The sequence below is a fragment of the Thauera aminoaromatica genome (genome assembly GCF_000021765.1).
Lineage (GTDB): Bacteria > Pseudomonadota > Gammaproteobacteria > Burkholderiales > Rhodocyclaceae > Thauera > Thauera aminoaromatica.
In genome coordinates this window covers 913,474-928,160 of the sequence record NC_011662.2, presented here as the reverse complement: position 1 = coordinate 928,160, position 14,687 = coordinate 913,474, and the positions used below count along the sequence as shown (strand labels likewise).

The 14,687-nt window shown below is 67.8% G+C and carries 14 protein-coding genes; 4 read left to right on the top strand and 10 right to left on the bottom strand.

What is annotated here, in order from left to right; genetic code table 11:
* Positions 1 to 36: 36 nt before the first annotated feature.
* From pilQ to TMZ1T_RS04070, 5 genes are read right to left on the bottom strand one after another with little or no spacing between them, the layout of a single operon-like run.
* A complete protein-coding gene (gene pilQ, locus TMZ1T_RS04090) occupies positions 37 to 2,172 on the bottom strand; it encodes a type IV pilus secretin family protein (RefSeq protein WP_012584666.1) in 2,136 nt (711 codons plus the stop codon).
* A complete protein-coding gene (locus tag TMZ1T_RS04085; RefSeq protein ID WP_012584665.1) occupies positions 2,169 to 2,693 on the bottom strand; it encodes a pilus assembly protein PilP in 525 nt (174 codons plus the stop codon). The genes pilQ and TMZ1T_RS04085 overlap by 4 nt, the downstream gene beginning before the upstream one ends.
* On the bottom strand, positions 2,690 to 3,364 hold the full coding sequence (locus TMZ1T_RS04080) for a type IV pilus inner membrane component PilO (RefSeq protein ID WP_012584664.1): 675 nt from the start codon (positions 3,362 to 3,364) through the stop codon (positions 2,690 to 2,692). The genes TMZ1T_RS04085 and TMZ1T_RS04080 overlap by 4 nt, the downstream gene beginning before the upstream one ends.
* Positions 3,361 to 3,966 carry a PilN domain-containing protein gene (locus TMZ1T_RS04075; RefSeq protein ID WP_012584663.1) on the bottom strand — a complete coding sequence of 202 codons (606 nt, stop codon included), beginning with the start codon at positions 3,964 to 3,966 and terminating at the stop codon, positions 3,361 to 3,363. The genes TMZ1T_RS04080 and TMZ1T_RS04075 overlap by 4 nt, the downstream gene beginning before the upstream one ends.
* Positions 3,963 to 5,039 (bottom strand): pilus assembly protein PilM, encoded by a 1,077-nt coding sequence (locus TMZ1T_RS04070; RefSeq protein WP_004299498.1) that lies wholly within the window; start codon positions 5,037 to 5,039, stop codon positions 3,963 to 3,965. The genes TMZ1T_RS04075 and TMZ1T_RS04070 overlap by 4 nt, the downstream gene beginning before the upstream one ends.
* A gap of 187 nt (positions 5,040 to 5,226) precedes the next feature.
* On the opposite strand from TMZ1T_RS04070, the gene TMZ1T_RS04065 reads away from it, so the two are divergent.
* Positions 5,227 to 7,650, top strand: coding sequence for a penicillin-binding protein 1A (locus TMZ1T_RS04065; RefSeq protein ID WP_012584662.1), 2,424 nt, complete (start codon positions 5,227 to 5,229; stop codon positions 7,648 to 7,650).
* 46 nt (positions 7,651 to 7,696) lie between these two features.
* Here the strand turns inward: TMZ1T_RS04065 and cyaY are convergent, their stop codons facing one another.
* Entirely contained in the window at positions 7,697 to 8,023 is a 327-nt protein-coding gene (gene cyaY, locus TMZ1T_RS04060) for an iron donor protein CyaY (protein WP_012584661.1), read from the bottom strand.
* A gap of 57 nt (positions 8,024 to 8,080) precedes the next feature.
* On the opposite strand from cyaY, the gene lptM reads away from it, so the two are divergent.
* Positions 8,081 to 8,266 (top strand): LPS translocon maturation chaperone LptM, encoded by a 186-nt coding sequence (gene lptM, locus TMZ1T_RS04055; protein ID WP_012584660.1) that lies wholly within the window; start codon positions 8,081 to 8,083, stop codon positions 8,264 to 8,266.
* Positions 8,263 to 9,534 (top strand): diaminopimelate decarboxylase, encoded by a 1,272-nt coding sequence (gene lysA, locus TMZ1T_RS04050; protein ID WP_012584659.1) that lies wholly within the window; start codon positions 8,263 to 8,265, stop codon positions 9,532 to 9,534. Before lptM ends, lysA begins: the two co-directional genes overlap by 4 nt.
* Before the next feature lie 94 nt (positions 9,535 to 9,628).
* Here the strand turns inward: lysA and TMZ1T_RS04045 are convergent, their stop codons facing one another.
* Entirely contained in the window at positions 9,629 to 9,979 is a 351-nt protein-coding gene (locus tag TMZ1T_RS04045) for a hypothetical protein (RefSeq protein ID WP_004299503.1), read from the bottom strand.
* A gap of 143 nt (positions 9,980 to 10,122) precedes the next feature.
* Between TMZ1T_RS04045 and dacB the strand changes: the two genes are divergently transcribed.
* On the top strand, positions 10,123 to 11,556 hold the full coding sequence (gene dacB / locus TMZ1T_RS04040; protein WP_012584658.1) for a D-alanyl-D-alanine carboxypeptidase/D-alanyl-D-alanine endopeptidase: 1,434 nt from the start codon (positions 10,123 to 10,125) through the stop codon (positions 11,554 to 11,556).
* A 173-nt stretch (positions 11,557 to 11,729) separates the two neighbouring features.
* Here dacB and TMZ1T_RS04035 read toward each other — a convergent pair whose 3' ends face one another.
* The 3 genes from TMZ1T_RS04035 to pyrF form a co-directional block, all read right to left on the bottom strand.
* Positions 11,730 to 12,143: a DUF4870 family protein gene (locus TMZ1T_RS04035; RefSeq protein WP_004299505.1), complete on the bottom strand. Its 414-nt coding sequence runs from the start codon at positions 12,141 to 12,143 to the stop codon at positions 11,730 to 11,732.
* Positions 12,144 to 12,254: 111 nt separating this feature from the next.
* Complete coding sequence (gene ubiD, locus TMZ1T_RS04030; protein WP_004299506.1) at positions 12,255 to 13,745, bottom strand: 4-hydroxy-3-polyprenylbenzoate decarboxylase; 1,491 nt, start codon at positions 13,743 to 13,745, stop codon at positions 12,255 to 12,257.
* An 87-nt stretch (positions 13,746 to 13,832) separates the two neighbouring features.
* Complete coding sequence (gene pyrF, locus TMZ1T_RS04025; protein ID WP_004299508.1) at positions 13,833 to 14,657, bottom strand: orotidine-5'-phosphate decarboxylase; 825 nt, start codon at positions 14,655 to 14,657, stop codon at positions 13,833 to 13,835.
* Positions 14,658 to 14,687: the final 30 nt, after the last annotated feature.

Below are 14,687 nucleotides of genomic sequence, written 5' to 3'. Positions count from 1 at the left end.
GCCCCGAGGATTGTATCAGCAGAAGGAGCGTTAGCCTCAGCGCAACGTAAGACTTTCGGAGACAAGTCGAGGCGTTATGAAAACCAACAACTCCTTCTTCTCGGCAATCGTCGATCGAGTTCGGAACAGGCCGCCAAGGACCGGCAGTTCGCCTAGCACGGGCACTCGGTCCTCTCCATTCAGCTCTTGCTCTTCGTACACACCACCGATGACAAGCGTTCCCCCATTTTCAACTGTAACTTCAGTCTGGACGCTCTTCGTGTCAATCGACGGGCGACCGAGAACAACGTTCGTAAAATCCGGCCGATCCTTGTTTACCAATACCGATAACTGGATTCGGCCATCTGGAGTGATGCTGGGCCTAACTTTAAGCGAGAGAACGGCATCCTTATACTCCACCGTTGGCTCTCCACCGACTTGCGTCGATGGAATCGGGATTGGGATTTGCGTGCCCTGCTTGATCAACGCTTCGACTTGGTTAGCGGTTAAAACCCTCGGGCTCGAAACAACCCGACCACGCCCGTCAGACTCAAGAGCCTGCAATTCCAGATTAAGGAAACGCGTAACGCTGCTGTTAAAGATGCTTAGCGCAAAAGATCCGTAGGGATTTTGAATATCAGCGCCACTTGTAGCTGTCTCTGGTCTAAAGGAGCCGGAAGATCCTGCGGAGCCTCCCAAGGTAGAGGACCCAAATCCGATCTGGGCACCACCGTCGTTTATCTTCCAAGGCTTGGACTTTCCTAAACCGAGCCTCACCCCAAGATCCCGGGAAAATGTCTTGTTTGCCTCCACGATGCGTGCCTCTATAAGGACCTGTCGCGGAGCGACATCGACATCACTGATGAGGTTGCGTACAGACTGCAATCGAGACGACACATCTGTGACAAAGATACGATTAGTGCGCTCGTCGAATGCAACCTTTCCCCTCTTTGAAAGAAAACCGCGATCACCTTTTCCACCACTCGACAGCAAATCGCCAATCTCTCTCGCTTTGTGGTAGTTTAATCGGATGCTCTCTGTGCTCAGCGGCTCCAAGGACTCGATGTCCGCCAGCGCCTCGTTCTGAGCCTTTTCACGCAATGCAAGTTCATCCCTCGGCGCCACCCAAATCACATTGCCGTTCTTTCGCATATCCAAATCTCTGGCCCGCAAGATAATGTCAAAGGCCTGATCCCAGCGCACGTCCTTCAGGCGCAGGGTCAAATTTCCCTGTACCGAGTCGGAGGTGATGATGTTGAAGTCGGTGAAGTCGGCGATGACCTGCAGCACCGAGCGCACGTCCACGTTCTGGAAGTTGAGCGAGAGCTTCTCGCCCTTGTAGTCGCTGCGCCCGCCGCCGAGCTTGGCGGGGTCCTCGGCGACGCGACGCACCTCGAGCACGAAGCGGTTGTCGCTCTGGTAGGCGTTGTGCTCCCACAGGCCGTTGGGCGTCACGGTCAGGCGCACGCGGTCGCCCACCTGCTGCGCGGTCATCGAGGTGACCGGGGTGGCGAAGTCGGTGACGTCGGAGCGGCGGCGCAGGTGCTCGGGCAGCGCGGCCTGCAGGAAGTCGATGACGAGGTTGCCGCCCTGCTGGCGGATGTCGATGCCGGTGTCCGGGTTGGACAGGTCGACCACCACGCGCCCCTCGCCGCCCGTACCGCGGCGGAAGTTGATGTCGCGCACCGCCAGCCCGCCCGCGGCCGCCGCACTCGAACGCGGCGCGGCGAAGTTGGCCGCGGCTTCGCTCACCACCGTGCCCTGCGCCGCGCGCGACGCGGCCGGGGAGAGCGCGATGATGAGGTCGCGACCCTGCACGCGCGCCTCGTAGGGGCTCATGCGGGTGAGATTGAGCACCAACCGGGTGCGGTCGCCGGCCTGGACGATGTTGGCGCTGCGCAGGTCGCCCTGGTCGATCGCCTGCACGTTACGCCCGAGGGCGTTGGCGGTGCCCGGGAAGTCGAAGGCGATGCGTGCCGGGTTGGCCACGCTGAAGCTCGGCGGCGGGCTGGCGAGCGGCTCGCGCAAGGTCAGGCGCACGTAGATCGCGCCACCCTGCTCCGCGACCTCCAGTCCCTCGATCCGGTTGCCGAAGCTGTGCGCCTGCTCTGCGTCCTGGGCCAGCACGGCGGGCGCGGGCGCCAGGCCTGCGAAAGCGGCTGCGATCAGCAGCACTCCGATGCGGTGTCTCATTTTCCTGCCTCCTGGCGCTCCTGCAATGTCAGCGTGCTGGTCCGTTCAACCCAGTCGCCATAGACATCCTCGACCAGTTCGCGCAGCTTGATCTCGTTTTCGGTGACCTGAGTGATCACGCCGAAATTCTGTCCCATGTAGTTCCCGGCCTTCACCTGATGGAGCACGGTCCCCGCCTTGACCAGCGCATGGGTGTTGTTTCCCTGCATCAGCACGCCCACCATCTGCAGCGATTCGATCGGGAAGGCCTCCAGCGGCTCGCGACGGCGGTCGAGGTCGGGGCGCAGCGCGCTCGCCGAGGCCCGCCGCTCGGGTTCCATGCGCGCGCTGCGGAAGGGATCGTCTCCCTGCGTTCCGGCATAGGCGACGAGCGGGACCTGGCGCAGTTCGGGCAGGGGCCGCACGGCGCCGCGCATGGTCTTGGCCTGCTCGTCCATCCAGACCTCGAGGTCGTCCTGGCTACCCCCGGCACAGCCGGCGAGCAGTACACAGGCGCCGAACAGCGCGGCCCTGTTCATCATTTGTTCCCCTGCTTCGCGGCCTGCGCCGCCTTGCGTTGCTGCGCGAGCTCTTCCTCGTCGAGGTAGCGGTAGGTGACCGCCTTGGCCTGCAGCTTGAGGCGTCCATCCTTGTCGGCCTCGATGGCGACGTCGCCCAGCGTCACCACCCGCGGCATGCTGGCGAGATCGGCGACGAACTCCCCGAGATCGTGATAAACGCCGGTCACGCGCACGTCGATCGGCATCTCGGCATAGAACTCCTTGACCACGTCTGCGCCCGGCTTGAAGAGCTCGAACTGGAGGCCGCGGCCGAGGCCGGCCTGGTTGATGTCGGAGAGCAGGGAGTCCATTTCGGCACGGTTGGGCAACTGCTTGAGCAGGGCGCCGAACTGGCGGTCGATCTCGGCGAGCTGGCGGCGGTGCTCGTCGAGATTGACTGCCTGGCGCTTCTTCGTCACCCAGCTCTCGCGCAGCTGCACCTCCTCGGCCTGGCGCGCCTCGAGGGTCTCGACCTGACCCTGCCAGTCGAACCACCAGAACCCGGCGACCGTCAGCACCAGCAGGCAGACCGCGACCACCACCCGCGGCGCGGCGGGCCACATGCCCGGATCGTGCGGATCGAGCCCACGAAAATCGTCCGCCAGGCGGCGGAAGTCGATGCCCTCGCGCAGCGCGCCCAGATCGAAGCTCATTTTTGCGCCCCCTTCGCGGCCGTCTTCGCGACGCCGGCGCCCCCCGCGGGCTCCGCCTGGACCGGCGGGCGGATGGCGATGTCGAGGGAGAACTCGCTTAAGCGGCGGTTGTCCTGGGTGACGGCCTTGGCCTCGATCAGCCGGGGCTGCTCCAGGAAGGCGGAGGCCTCGACGTTGCGCATGAAGTGCGACACCCGCGCGTTCGACTGCGCCAGCCCGACGACCCTCACCTGCCTGCCGGTCTGCTTGACCGATTTCAGATATACGCCGTCGGGCAGGCGCTGGGCGAGCTCGTTGAACAGATGCACGGTTTCGGCCCGGGCCCCCTGCAGCGACTCGATCACCTGCTTGCGCGCCAGCATCGCATCGATCTGTTCGCGCAGGCGGCGGATCTCCGCGATTTCGCGGTCGAGCCGGACGATCTCCTCCTTGAGGAAGGCGTTGCGCGCCTCCTGGTCCTCGATGTGTGCGGTATAAACCACGTGCACGCCGAAGCCGATCAGCGCCCCCAGCAGCACCATGCTGCCGGCGAGCGCGTAGAACTGCCGCCTGCGCTGCCTTCGCTTGGCAATCCGGTGCGGCAGCAGATTGATGCGGATCATGCGTCGAACCTCCGCAGCGCCAGCCCGCACGCGACCATCAGCGCCGGCGCGTCGGCGAGCAGCGCCTTAGGGCGGACCTTGCCGCTCAAGGTCATGCTCGCGAAGGGATTGGCGATGAGCGTATCGACCTGCGTACGCGCCGCGACAACGTCGCCGAGTCCCGGCAGCACCGCGCAGCCGCCCGCAAGCACGACGTGGTCGACCTGGTTGAACGGCGTGGAGGTGAAGAAGAACTGCAAGGCGCGCGAGACCTCGAGCGCGAGGCTGTCCATGAAAGGACGCATCAGGTCGCGCGGGTAGCTGTCGGGCAGCGAGCCGGCGCGCTTGGCGGATTCCGCTTCCTCGAAGCTCATGCCGTACTGGCGTGCGATGTCCTGGGTCAACTGGCTGCCGCCGAAGGCCTGCTCGCGCGAATAGATGGAGTGGCCGTTGCGGAACATCGTCACGTTCATGACCGAGGCGCCGATGTCGACCAGCGCGATCACCTGGTCGGCTCCGCCGCGCGGCAACTGCCGGCACACCAACTCCAGGGCGGACTCGGTGGCCAGCGACTCCACATCGACGATCACCGCCTTGAGCCCGGCCGCCTGCGCCACCGCGACGCGATCCTCCACCTTGTCCTTGCGCGAGGCGGCGATCAGGACCTCGACATCCCCGGGGCTGCCGGGTGCGGGGCCGATCCTCTGGAAGTCGAGATTGACCTCCTCGAGCGCGAAAGGGATGTACTGATTGGCCTCGGCCTCGACCGCGAACTCCATCTCGGTCTCGCGCAGGCCTTCGGGGAGAATGATCTTCTTGGTGATGACCGAGGACGACGGCAACGCGAGCGCCACGTTGCGCACGCCGGAGCCGAAGCGGCGCAGCGCGCGCCGCACGGATTCGCTCACCGCGTCGAGGTTGGCGATGTTGCCATCGACCACCGCATCGCGCGGCAGGGTCTCGACCGCATAGCGCTCCACTTTGTAAGCGTCCTTTTCCCCGGCCGATAGCTCGACGAGCTTCACGGATGAAGACGAGATGTCGAGCCCGACGAGCTGGCGCGCCGAAGGGCTGAAAAAGGGGAGGTCGATCACAAAGAAAACCCTTGAATTTCTTTATGTTACGCGCTATTGCTCAGCAACGCTCTAGCATGCTAGCAACAAGCCATTGGGGTGTAAAGCGAACCCCGTCACGGTCGAGACCGGCTCATCCACGGACACACGAGCCACGCGGGCGCATCCCGTATAATGCCGCTCCGCTCGAAACCATCCTGGATTGCCCATGCGCTGGGTCCTGTATCCGATCGCAGCGCTGCTCGCGCTGGCCATTCTCGGCATCGCCACGCTCGCGGCGATGGCGTTCTTCGCCTGGCCCAACCTGCCCGCGCTCGACACGCTCACCGACTACCGGCCGCGTGTTCCGCTCCGAGTATATACGGCCGATGGCCACCTCATCGGCGAGTTCGGCGAGGAGCGCCGTGACGTAGTTCGCATCGCAGAGGTTCCCTCCCACCTCAAGCACGCCATCCTCGCCGCCGAGGACGAGCGCTTCTACGAACACCGCGGCATCGACCCGCTCGGCCTCGCCCGCGCCGCACTCGCCAACCTGTCGTCCGGGGGCCGCGGCCAGGGGGCCTCGACGATCACCATGCAGGTCGCGCGCAATTTCTTCCTCTCCCGGGAGAAGACCTACAACCGCAAGCTCTACGAGATCCTGCTCTCGCTCAAGATCGAGCAGAACCTCGGCAAGGACCAGATCCTCGAGCTCTACATCAACCAGATCTTCCTCGGCCAGCGCGCCTACGGCTTCGCCGCCGCCGCACGCGCCTACTACGGGAAGACACTCGAACAGCTCACCCTGCCCGAAGCGGCGATGCTCGCCGGCCTTCCCAAGGCCCCCTCGGCCTTCAACCCGATCGTGAACCCCGCGCGCGCCGCAGTGCGGCAGCAATACGTCCTGCGCCGCATGCTCGAAGCCGGCTTCATCGACGATGCCCAGTATCAGCATGCGCTCGCCTTCGCCACTCCGAAGCAAAGCCAGCGCGACATCGCCGCGGCCCGCCGCGTCCAGGACATCGTCGTCCCCGGAGACTACGTCGCCGAGATGGCGCGCCAGATCGCGGTGGAACAGTTCGGCGAGCAGGCCTACGAGCTCGGCATCCGCATCATCACCACGGTCACCCGCAAGGACCAGGAAGCGGCCTACGCTGCGCTGCGCCGCGGCGTGCTCGACTACGACCGCCGCCACGGCTATCGCGGCCCCGAGGCCTTCGTCGAGCTGCCCTCCGGGCAGGTGCCCGACGAGCAACTCGACGAGGCACTCGGCGAGACCAACGACCACGACGACCTGCTTGCCGCACTGGTGCTCAGGGCCAGCCCGAAGGAGGTGCTCGCCTACCGCCGTGGCCAGGAGATCCGCATCACCGGCAAGGGCCTGTCCTTCGTCGCGCCGATGCTCTCGGACAAGGCCCCGCAAGCCCGACGCGTGCGCCGCGGGGCGATCGTGCGCGTGCGCAATACCGGCAAGGATGGTTGGGAGCTCGCACAGCTGCCGGAAGTGCAGGCCGCGCTGGTGGCGATCGACTCGCACAGCGGCGCGGTGCGCGCGCTGATCGGCGGCTTCGACTTCCACCGCAACAAGTTCAACCATGTGACCCAGGCGGTGCGCCAACCCGGATCGAGCTTCAAGCCCTTCATCTTCTCGGCCGCGCTCGACCGCCAGTTCGGTCCGGGAAGCGTGCTCGAGGACAACCCGCTCTACTACCCGGCGGGGGTCACGGGCAGCAAGGCCTGGGAGCCGAAGAACTACGACGGGCGCTATGCGGGACCGATGACCCTGCGCGACGGCCTGGCGCGCTCGAAGAACATGATCTCGATCCGCCTGCTGGAGAAGATCACCCCCGAATATGCACGCGACTACCTGGCCCGCTTCGGCTTCGACCCCGCACAGAATCCGCCCTACCTCACCATGGCGCTCGGCGCGGGTGCCGCCACCCCCTGGCAGATGGCGGCGGGCTACGCGGTATTCGCCAATGGCGGCTACCGGGTCGATCCCTTCGTGGTCAAGGAAATGTACGACGGCAGCGGCCGCCTGATCGCGCGTACCGATCCGCCGGTGGCGGGCCAGAGCGCAGCGCGCGTGATCGATGAGCGCAACGCCTGGCTGATGGACTCGATGATGCGTGACGTGGTTCAGCGCGGCACCGCGACACGCGCACGCAGCCTCAAGCGCGAGGACATCGCCGGCAAGACCGGAACCACCAACGACTACGTCGACGCCTGGTTCTGCGGCTACAACCCCGACCTCGTCGCGGTGAGCTGGGTCGGCCACAGCCAGCCGCGCAACCTCGGCAAGGGCGAGACCGGCGGCGCCGCCGCCTTGCCGATCTGGATCAACTACATGGCCTCGGCCCTCGAAGGCGCGCCGCAGGTCGAGCTGCCGCGCCCCGAGGGGCTCATACAGGTGCAGAACGGCCTGGGCACCCGCCAGGACTGGCAGTACGCGGAATACGCCCCGCCGGCGCCGCCGCCGGTTCCGGACTGGCTGCGCGAGATGTTCGCCAACGACAGTGCGCCGGCGATGGAGGCCGAGAGCGAGGCGATCCCGCCCGGCCCGGCTCCGCTGATCCTGCCGCCGCCCAGCCCGGCGCGCGCGCAGGCGCCCGCCCCGGTCGAGGAACGCCGGCCCACGCCGATCCGGCCTTGAGCGGAAGGAGCGGGCGCGGGATCACGCCGCCGCCCCGCCCGCCGCCTCAGCTCGGCCGCGGCAGCCTCACCGCTGCGCCGGACTGCTCGGTCACCAGCGCGGCGAGCATCTCCCACAGCTCGCGACCATCGCGGGTGTTGACCCAGGCCCCGTCCTGGGGACGGAAGTGGAAGCCGCCCGACTTCGCCGCTACCCAGATCTCGCGTGCCGCGGTGTGGCGATTGATGATCATCTTGCTGCCGTTGTCGAACTCGATATCGAGGATGCCGCCCGGCTTGGGCTCGACGTCGAGTTCGGCGCCGCAATCCTCCAGGGCAGTCTCGATGCGTGCCAGTTCGGCCTCGGCAAGCGCATTGAACGCAGACTCTTCCATGCTGATTCCTTCTGTTAGCATTCCGTTTTTTTGCGAAGAACGGCGATGCGAGCCACGATGCGAGTCCCGAAGCGAGTCCAACTCCCCGCGATCGCGCTTGCCTGCGCGCTGTTGACGGCCTGCGGCATCAAGGGCCCGCTCTACCTGCCGGCACCCGGCTCCGCCTCGGCGCCCCCGGCGGGCGCCGATCATAGCAAACCCGTCGTGCCGAAGGATCTGATCAAGGAATCGCCGCTCGAATGAACACCCCCGCCTCCCGCTGGCCCGCCCCCACCCTGTCCGCGCGCGACGGCGCGCTCTGGCTCGAGGAACTGCCGCTCGCCGAGATCGCCGCGCGCTTCGGTACGCCCACCTATGTGTACTCGCGCGCCGCGCTCGCAGCCGCCTTCGCGGCCTGGCAGGACGCGCTCGCCGGACGTCGGGCGCTGGTATGCTACGCGGTCAAGGCCAACTCCAACCTCGGCATCCTGTCGGTGTTCGCGCGCCTGGGCGCGGGCTTCGACATCGTCTCGGGCGGCGAGCTCGCGCGCGTGCTGGCCGCCGGCGGGCGTGCCGACAAGGTCGTGTTCTCGGGCGTCGGCAAGACACGCGCCGAGATGCGCCAGGCACTGCTGGCGGGCATCCGCTGCTTCAACGTCGAATCGGCCGCCGAGCTCGAGCACCTCGACGCCGTGGCGGGCGAACTCGGCGTGCGCGCGCCGGTGTCGCTGCGCGTCAACCCGGACGTCGACCCCAAGACCCATCCGTACATCTCCACCGGCCTCAAGGGCAACAAGTTCGGCGTCGCCTTCGCCGACGCACCGGCGATCTACCGCCGCGCCGCGGCGCTGCCCAACCTGCACATCACCGGCGTCGCCTGCCACATCGGCTCGCAGTTGCTCGACCGCGCGCCGATCGCCGAGGCCGCGCAAAAGCTGCGCGACCTGGTCGAGCACCTCGCCGCCGACGGCATGGCGCTGGAACACATCGACCTCGGCGGCGGGCTGGGCATCCGCTACCGTGACGAGACCCCGCCGCCGGTCGCGGAATACCTCGCCCCGCTGCTGGAGGTCTTCGCCGGGCGCGCAGAAGAGCTCTGCTTCGAGCCGGGCCGCTCCCTGGTCGGCAACGCCGGCCTGCTGCTGACCCGCATCGAGTACCTCAAGCCGGGCGAAACGAAAAACTTCGCGATCGTCGACGCGGCCATGAACGACCTCGCCCGTCCGGCCCTCTACGACGCCTGGCACGAAGTGGTCGAGGTGGCTGCGCGCACGCATGCCCCCAGCACCTACGACGTCGTCGGGCCGATCTGCGAGAGCGGCGACTTCCTCGCCCGCGAGCGCAGCCTGGCGGTGGCCGAAGGCGACCTGCTGGCGATCCTGTCGGCGGGCGCCTATGGCATGACGATGGCCTCGAACTACAACACCCGCCCGCGCGCAGCCGAGATCCTGGTCGATGGCGCCAGCGCGCACGTGGTGCGCGAGCGTGAGACGGTGGAAGAGCTGTTCGCGCGCGAGCGCACGCCGGGGTAAGACGGCGGGAGCCCGGTGGCGAGGGCAACGGCCGCAGATCCCGCGATCGGCCCGCGATCGGACCGACGCACCTGCTCGGCGTATGGGGCCCGCCTCAGGCGCTCGCCACCGGCGGGCGCGCCCCGGCGTCGTATTCCTCGTTGAGCGCGCGCCCGAAGGCCTTCCAGGCCGGTCCGCCGTGCGTTTCGAAGCCGATCTCGGCGCTCTGGCGCATGTTCTGCAGCATCAGCTCGGAGAGCGCGAAGAGCTCGCCGGTGAGCTTGTCCTGGCGCACCGGGCTGCGCAGCAGCTTCATCATGCAGGCGGGCGTGCAAGTCAGCGCACGGTGTGCCAGCTCGCGCATCCTCGACGCGTCGTCCCAGTCGATGCCGATCGCGATGCCGCGCTTGACGATTTCACGCTCCAGTTCATCCGCGGTGCGCGTGTAGTGTCCGAATCCGCTCATCTTTCCCGTGTATGCCTGCCGCGTGACTGCAGATGCGCGGCGGGTGTGCCGCTCCGAATGGAAACCGCCGCGCAGCTGCGCCGGCGAAGGGCGCATTCTAGCGCCTCGCCCGCCTGCACTCGATCAGGATCCCTGTGCTGCCCATGAAGAATCCTTCCCTTTGCGCGCTATTCATCGCCGGCCTGCTGCTGGCCCCGATCACCCACGCCGGCGTCGCCGGCCTGCCGCCCGGGGTGCGCCTTGCACTCGACAGCGCGCGTATCCCGGCAGAGGCGGTGAGCCTCTGGACCCGCCCTGTGGACCACGCCACGCCCGCGCTCGCAATCAACGCCACCGCACCGATGAATCCGGCATCGGTGATGAAGCTCGTCACCGCCTTCAGCGCGCTCGAACGCCTCGGCCCCGCCCACACCTGGACGACCCGCATCGCCCGCGACGGCCCGATCCGTGCCGGGGTGCTGGAAGGCAACCTCTACCTCGTCGGCGGCGCCGATCCGGTACTGGGCTACGACCGCCTGTGGAAGGTGCTGCGCCGCTTGCGCGCGCTCGGCATCGAGCGCGTGGCGGGCGACATCGTGCTCGACGCCTCGGTGCTGCGCCTGCCGCCGCACGACCCCGACGCCTTCGATGGCCGCGGCGTGCGCCCCTACAACAGCGGTCCGTACGGCCTGTTGCTGCAATACAACACCCTGCTGCTCGGCCTGACCCCGGGCAAGGCGGCCAACGCGCCGGTCGCCCTGGCCGCCGAGCCGCCGCTCGCCGGCCTCGTCATCGACAACCGCGTCCTCACCTCGGACGCCCCTTGCGGCAGCTGGTACCAGGACCTGCAGGCCGTGGTCGAACCCGGTCGCCGCCTGGTACTGAGCGGCAGCCTGCCCGCCGCCTGCGGCCCGCGCACCTGGAGCGCCGCGCCGCTGCCGCCGGCCGAATTCGGCAGCGCGCTGGTCGCCGCGTTGTGGAGCGAGGTCGGCGGACACCTGGGCGGGACGGTGCGCGAAGGCCGCCTGCCGACCGGGGCGGAAGAACTGTTCTCCGATGACTCGGATCCACTCGCGGACGTGGTGCGCGACATGAACAAGTGGTCGAGCAATGTGATCGCGCGCCAGCTGCTTGCCACGCTGGGCCGGGTGAGCCTGCGCGAGGACGCGACCGAGGACATGGTGACCGCGGGCGCACGCGCGGCCGCCGCGACGCTGGCCGCCGCCGGCATCGACACCGACGGGCTGGTGATCGAGAACGGCTCGGGGCTGTCGCGGATCGAGCGCATCCGCGCCGACAGCCTGGGAATGCTGCTGCTGGCCGCCTGGCAGCGGCCGTGGATGCCGGAGTTCATCGCCGCCCTGCCGGTGGCGGGCGTCGACGGCACCGCCCGCCGCCGCCTCGGCGACAGCCCCGCACGCGGCCAGGCCCACATCAAGACCGGCACGCTCAATGGCGTGCGCGCGATGGCCGGCTACCTGCTCGACCGCAATGGCCAACGCCACGCGGTGGTGATGATGGTCAACCACCCCGAGGCCGCCGCCAGCGCCGCGGCGCAGGACGCCCTGCTGGAGTGGCTATGGAGCGGCGCGGAATGAGGCCCACGCGCAACGGCGGCGCCGCATTCGCGCCTTCCGGCGCTCCTGCGGGTCAGGAAGCACCGCGGCTCCTGTAGGAGCGGCGCAAGCCGCGAATGCGGCGCTCCGGCAAGCGCTGCGGCAAGCACAGGCGCCCGCTGGCTCGCGCCAGCCACGACTCCTCCATCGCGACGTCACGCCATCGGCATCGTCTGCCGCTGCATCAGGTTCCACCACCCGCGCACCACGCGGTAGAGGATCCACAGCCCGGCGATCAACAGCAGCGCGAGCGCGAAGGGCACGCCGATGATGGTCACCACCATCAGCACCGACACCGCGATCCACAGCACCGCGAACCAGAAGGTGCGGATCTGCCAGCGGAAGTGGCTCTCCAGCCAGGTACCCCGCACCGCATTCTGATTCCAGTAGTTCAGGATCACCGCAGCGATCGAGGGCAGGCTGGCCACGAAGCTGAAGATGATGGTGGCCGAGCCCACCACCGCCGAGAACACCGCGAAGGCGTGCAGCGCATACACCAGGTGGGTGACGGTGACCATGTTCTCGGACGGCTGGCCGGCCTCGAGCGGGGCGGGGTAGGGACTGTTCATCGACTTTCCTCGAACGGAAGCCCGCGCCGGGGACATCCGCAGCGCATGACAAAGGCTTCGACCGCGGACCATGCCGGGTGTTCGGCTGCAGTGCAACAACAAAACGTAAGCCTACAGCCCCAGCTCGCCCCACATCGCATCCACCTTCGCCTTCACGGCCGCATCCATCACGATCGGCGTCCCCCACTCGCGGCTGGTCTCGCCCGGCCACTTGTTGGTCGCGTCCAGCCCCATCTTGCTGCCCAGTCCGGCGACCGGGCTGGCGAAGTCGAGATAGTCGATCGGCGTGTTGTCGACCAGCGTGGTGTCGCGCGTGGCGTCCATGCGCGTCGTGAGCGCCCAGATCACCTCCTTCCAGTCGCGGATGTTCACATCCTCGTCCACCACGATGATGAACTTGGTGTACATGAACTGGCGCAGGAAGCTCCAGATGCCGAACATCACCCGCTTGGCGTGGCCCGGGTACTGCTTGCGGATGCTGACCACCGCCAGGCGATACGAGCAGCCCTCCGGGGGCAGGTAGAAGTCGACGATCTCGGTGAACTGCTTCTGCAGCAGCGGCACGAAGACCTCGTTCAGGGCGACGCCGAGCATCGCCGGTTCGTCGGGCGGCTTGCCGGTGTAGGTGCTGTGATAGATCGGATCGCGCCGCATGGTGATGCGCTCGATCGTGAACACCGGGAAATCGGAGACCTCGTTGTAGTAGCCGGTGTGGTCGCCATAGGGGCCTTCGGGCGCCATGTCGCCCGGGTGAATCGCGCCCTCGAGCACGATCTCGGCCGACGCCGGCACCTGCAGGTCGCTGCCGAGACATTTCACCAGCTCGGTCTTGGCACCGCGCAGGAGGCCGGCGAACTGGTACTCCGAGAGCGAATCGGGCACCGGCGTCACCGCGCCGAGGATGGTCGCCGGATCGCAGCCCAGCACCACCGCGACCGGGAAAGGCTCGCCCGGATGCGCGCGCTGGTGCTCGAGGAAGTCGATCGCCCCGCCCCGGTGCGCCAGCCAGCGCATGATCACCCGGTTGCGGCCGATCACCTGCTGGCGGTAGATGCCCAGGTTCTGGCGCTTCTTGTGCGGCCCGCGCGTCACCACCAGGCCCCAGGTGATCAGCGGCGCGGCGTCGCCCGGCCAGCAGTGCTGGATCGGCAGCTTCGCCAGGTCGACCTCGTCGCCCGACCACACCACCTGCTGGCAGGGCGCGGAGCGCACCTCCTTGGGCGCCATGTTGAGCACCTGCTTCAGCACCGGCAGCTTGTCCCAGGCGTCCTTCAGCCCCTTGGGCGGCTCGGGCTCCTTGAGATAGGCGAGCAGCTTGCCGACCTCGCGCAGGGGCGTGCTCCAGTCGCCGTCGGCGACCTCCTCCCCCATGCCCATCGCCACCCGCTGCGGCGTGCCGAAGAGGTTGGCGAGCACGGGGATCGCCTGCGCCACGCCCCTGGTCACCGGCCTCTCGAACAGCAGCGCCGGCCCGCCGGCGCGCAGCACGCGGTCGGCGATCTCGGTCATCTCGAGGTGGGTGTCGACGGGGGTCTTGATGCGCCGGAGCTCGCCACGGGCTTCGAGCTGGGCGAGGAAGTCGCGGAGGTCGTCGTATTTCATTCGTGCGTCTCGTGATGGGTGCGAAGCAGCGGCCGGCGTTGACGCACCCGCCGCCGGTAAGTTGCCGCCGCGAGCGATCGGACTCGATCAGCGGTACGCATTGATCGCGTCCCGCGTCTCCTCCGCCACCCTCCGCGCCGCTTCCGCGAAGTCTTCCCCCTTCCCCGCATACAGCACCGCGCGCGAGGAATTGATCATCAGCCCGGTGCCGTTCTCCGTGCGCCCCGCCGCCAGGGTCGCGGCGATGTCGCCGCCCTGGGCGCCGATGCCCGGCACCAGCAGCGGCAGCTCGCCGACGAGCGCACGCACGCGTGCGATCTCGGCCGGGAAGGTGGCGCCGACGACGAGCGCGCAGTTGCCGCTGGCGTTCCAGTCCTCGGCGACGGTGCGCGCGACGTGTTCATACAGCTTCATGCGGCCCTTCGACGTATCGACCTCCAGAAACTGCAGGTCCGAACCGCCCGGGTTGGAGGTGCGGCAGAGCAGGATCACGCCCTTGTCGGGGTAGGCCAGGTAGGGATCGACCGAGTCGCGGCCCATGTAGGGATTGACCGTGATGGCGTCGGCCTTGAAGCGCTCGAAGGCCTCGATGGCGTACTGCTCGGCGGTGCTGCCGATGTCGCCGCGCTTGGCGTCGAGGACGACCGGGGTGCCGGGATGGCGGGCGTGGATGTGCTCGACCAGCGCCTCGAGCTGATCCTCGGCGCGGTGCGCGGCGAAGTAGGCGATCTGCGGCTTGAAGCAGCACACCAGGTCGGCGGTGGCGTCGACGATCTGCGTGCAGAACCGGAGGATGGCGTCGGAGCGCCCCTGCAGGTGGGCGGGGAACCTGGCGGGGTCGGGGTCGAGGCCGACACAGAGCAGGCTGTCGCGCTGCTGCCAGGCGGCGCGGAGGGCGGTCATGAAGTGCATGGGGATCGGTCCGGTGTGAGGCAGAGCGCG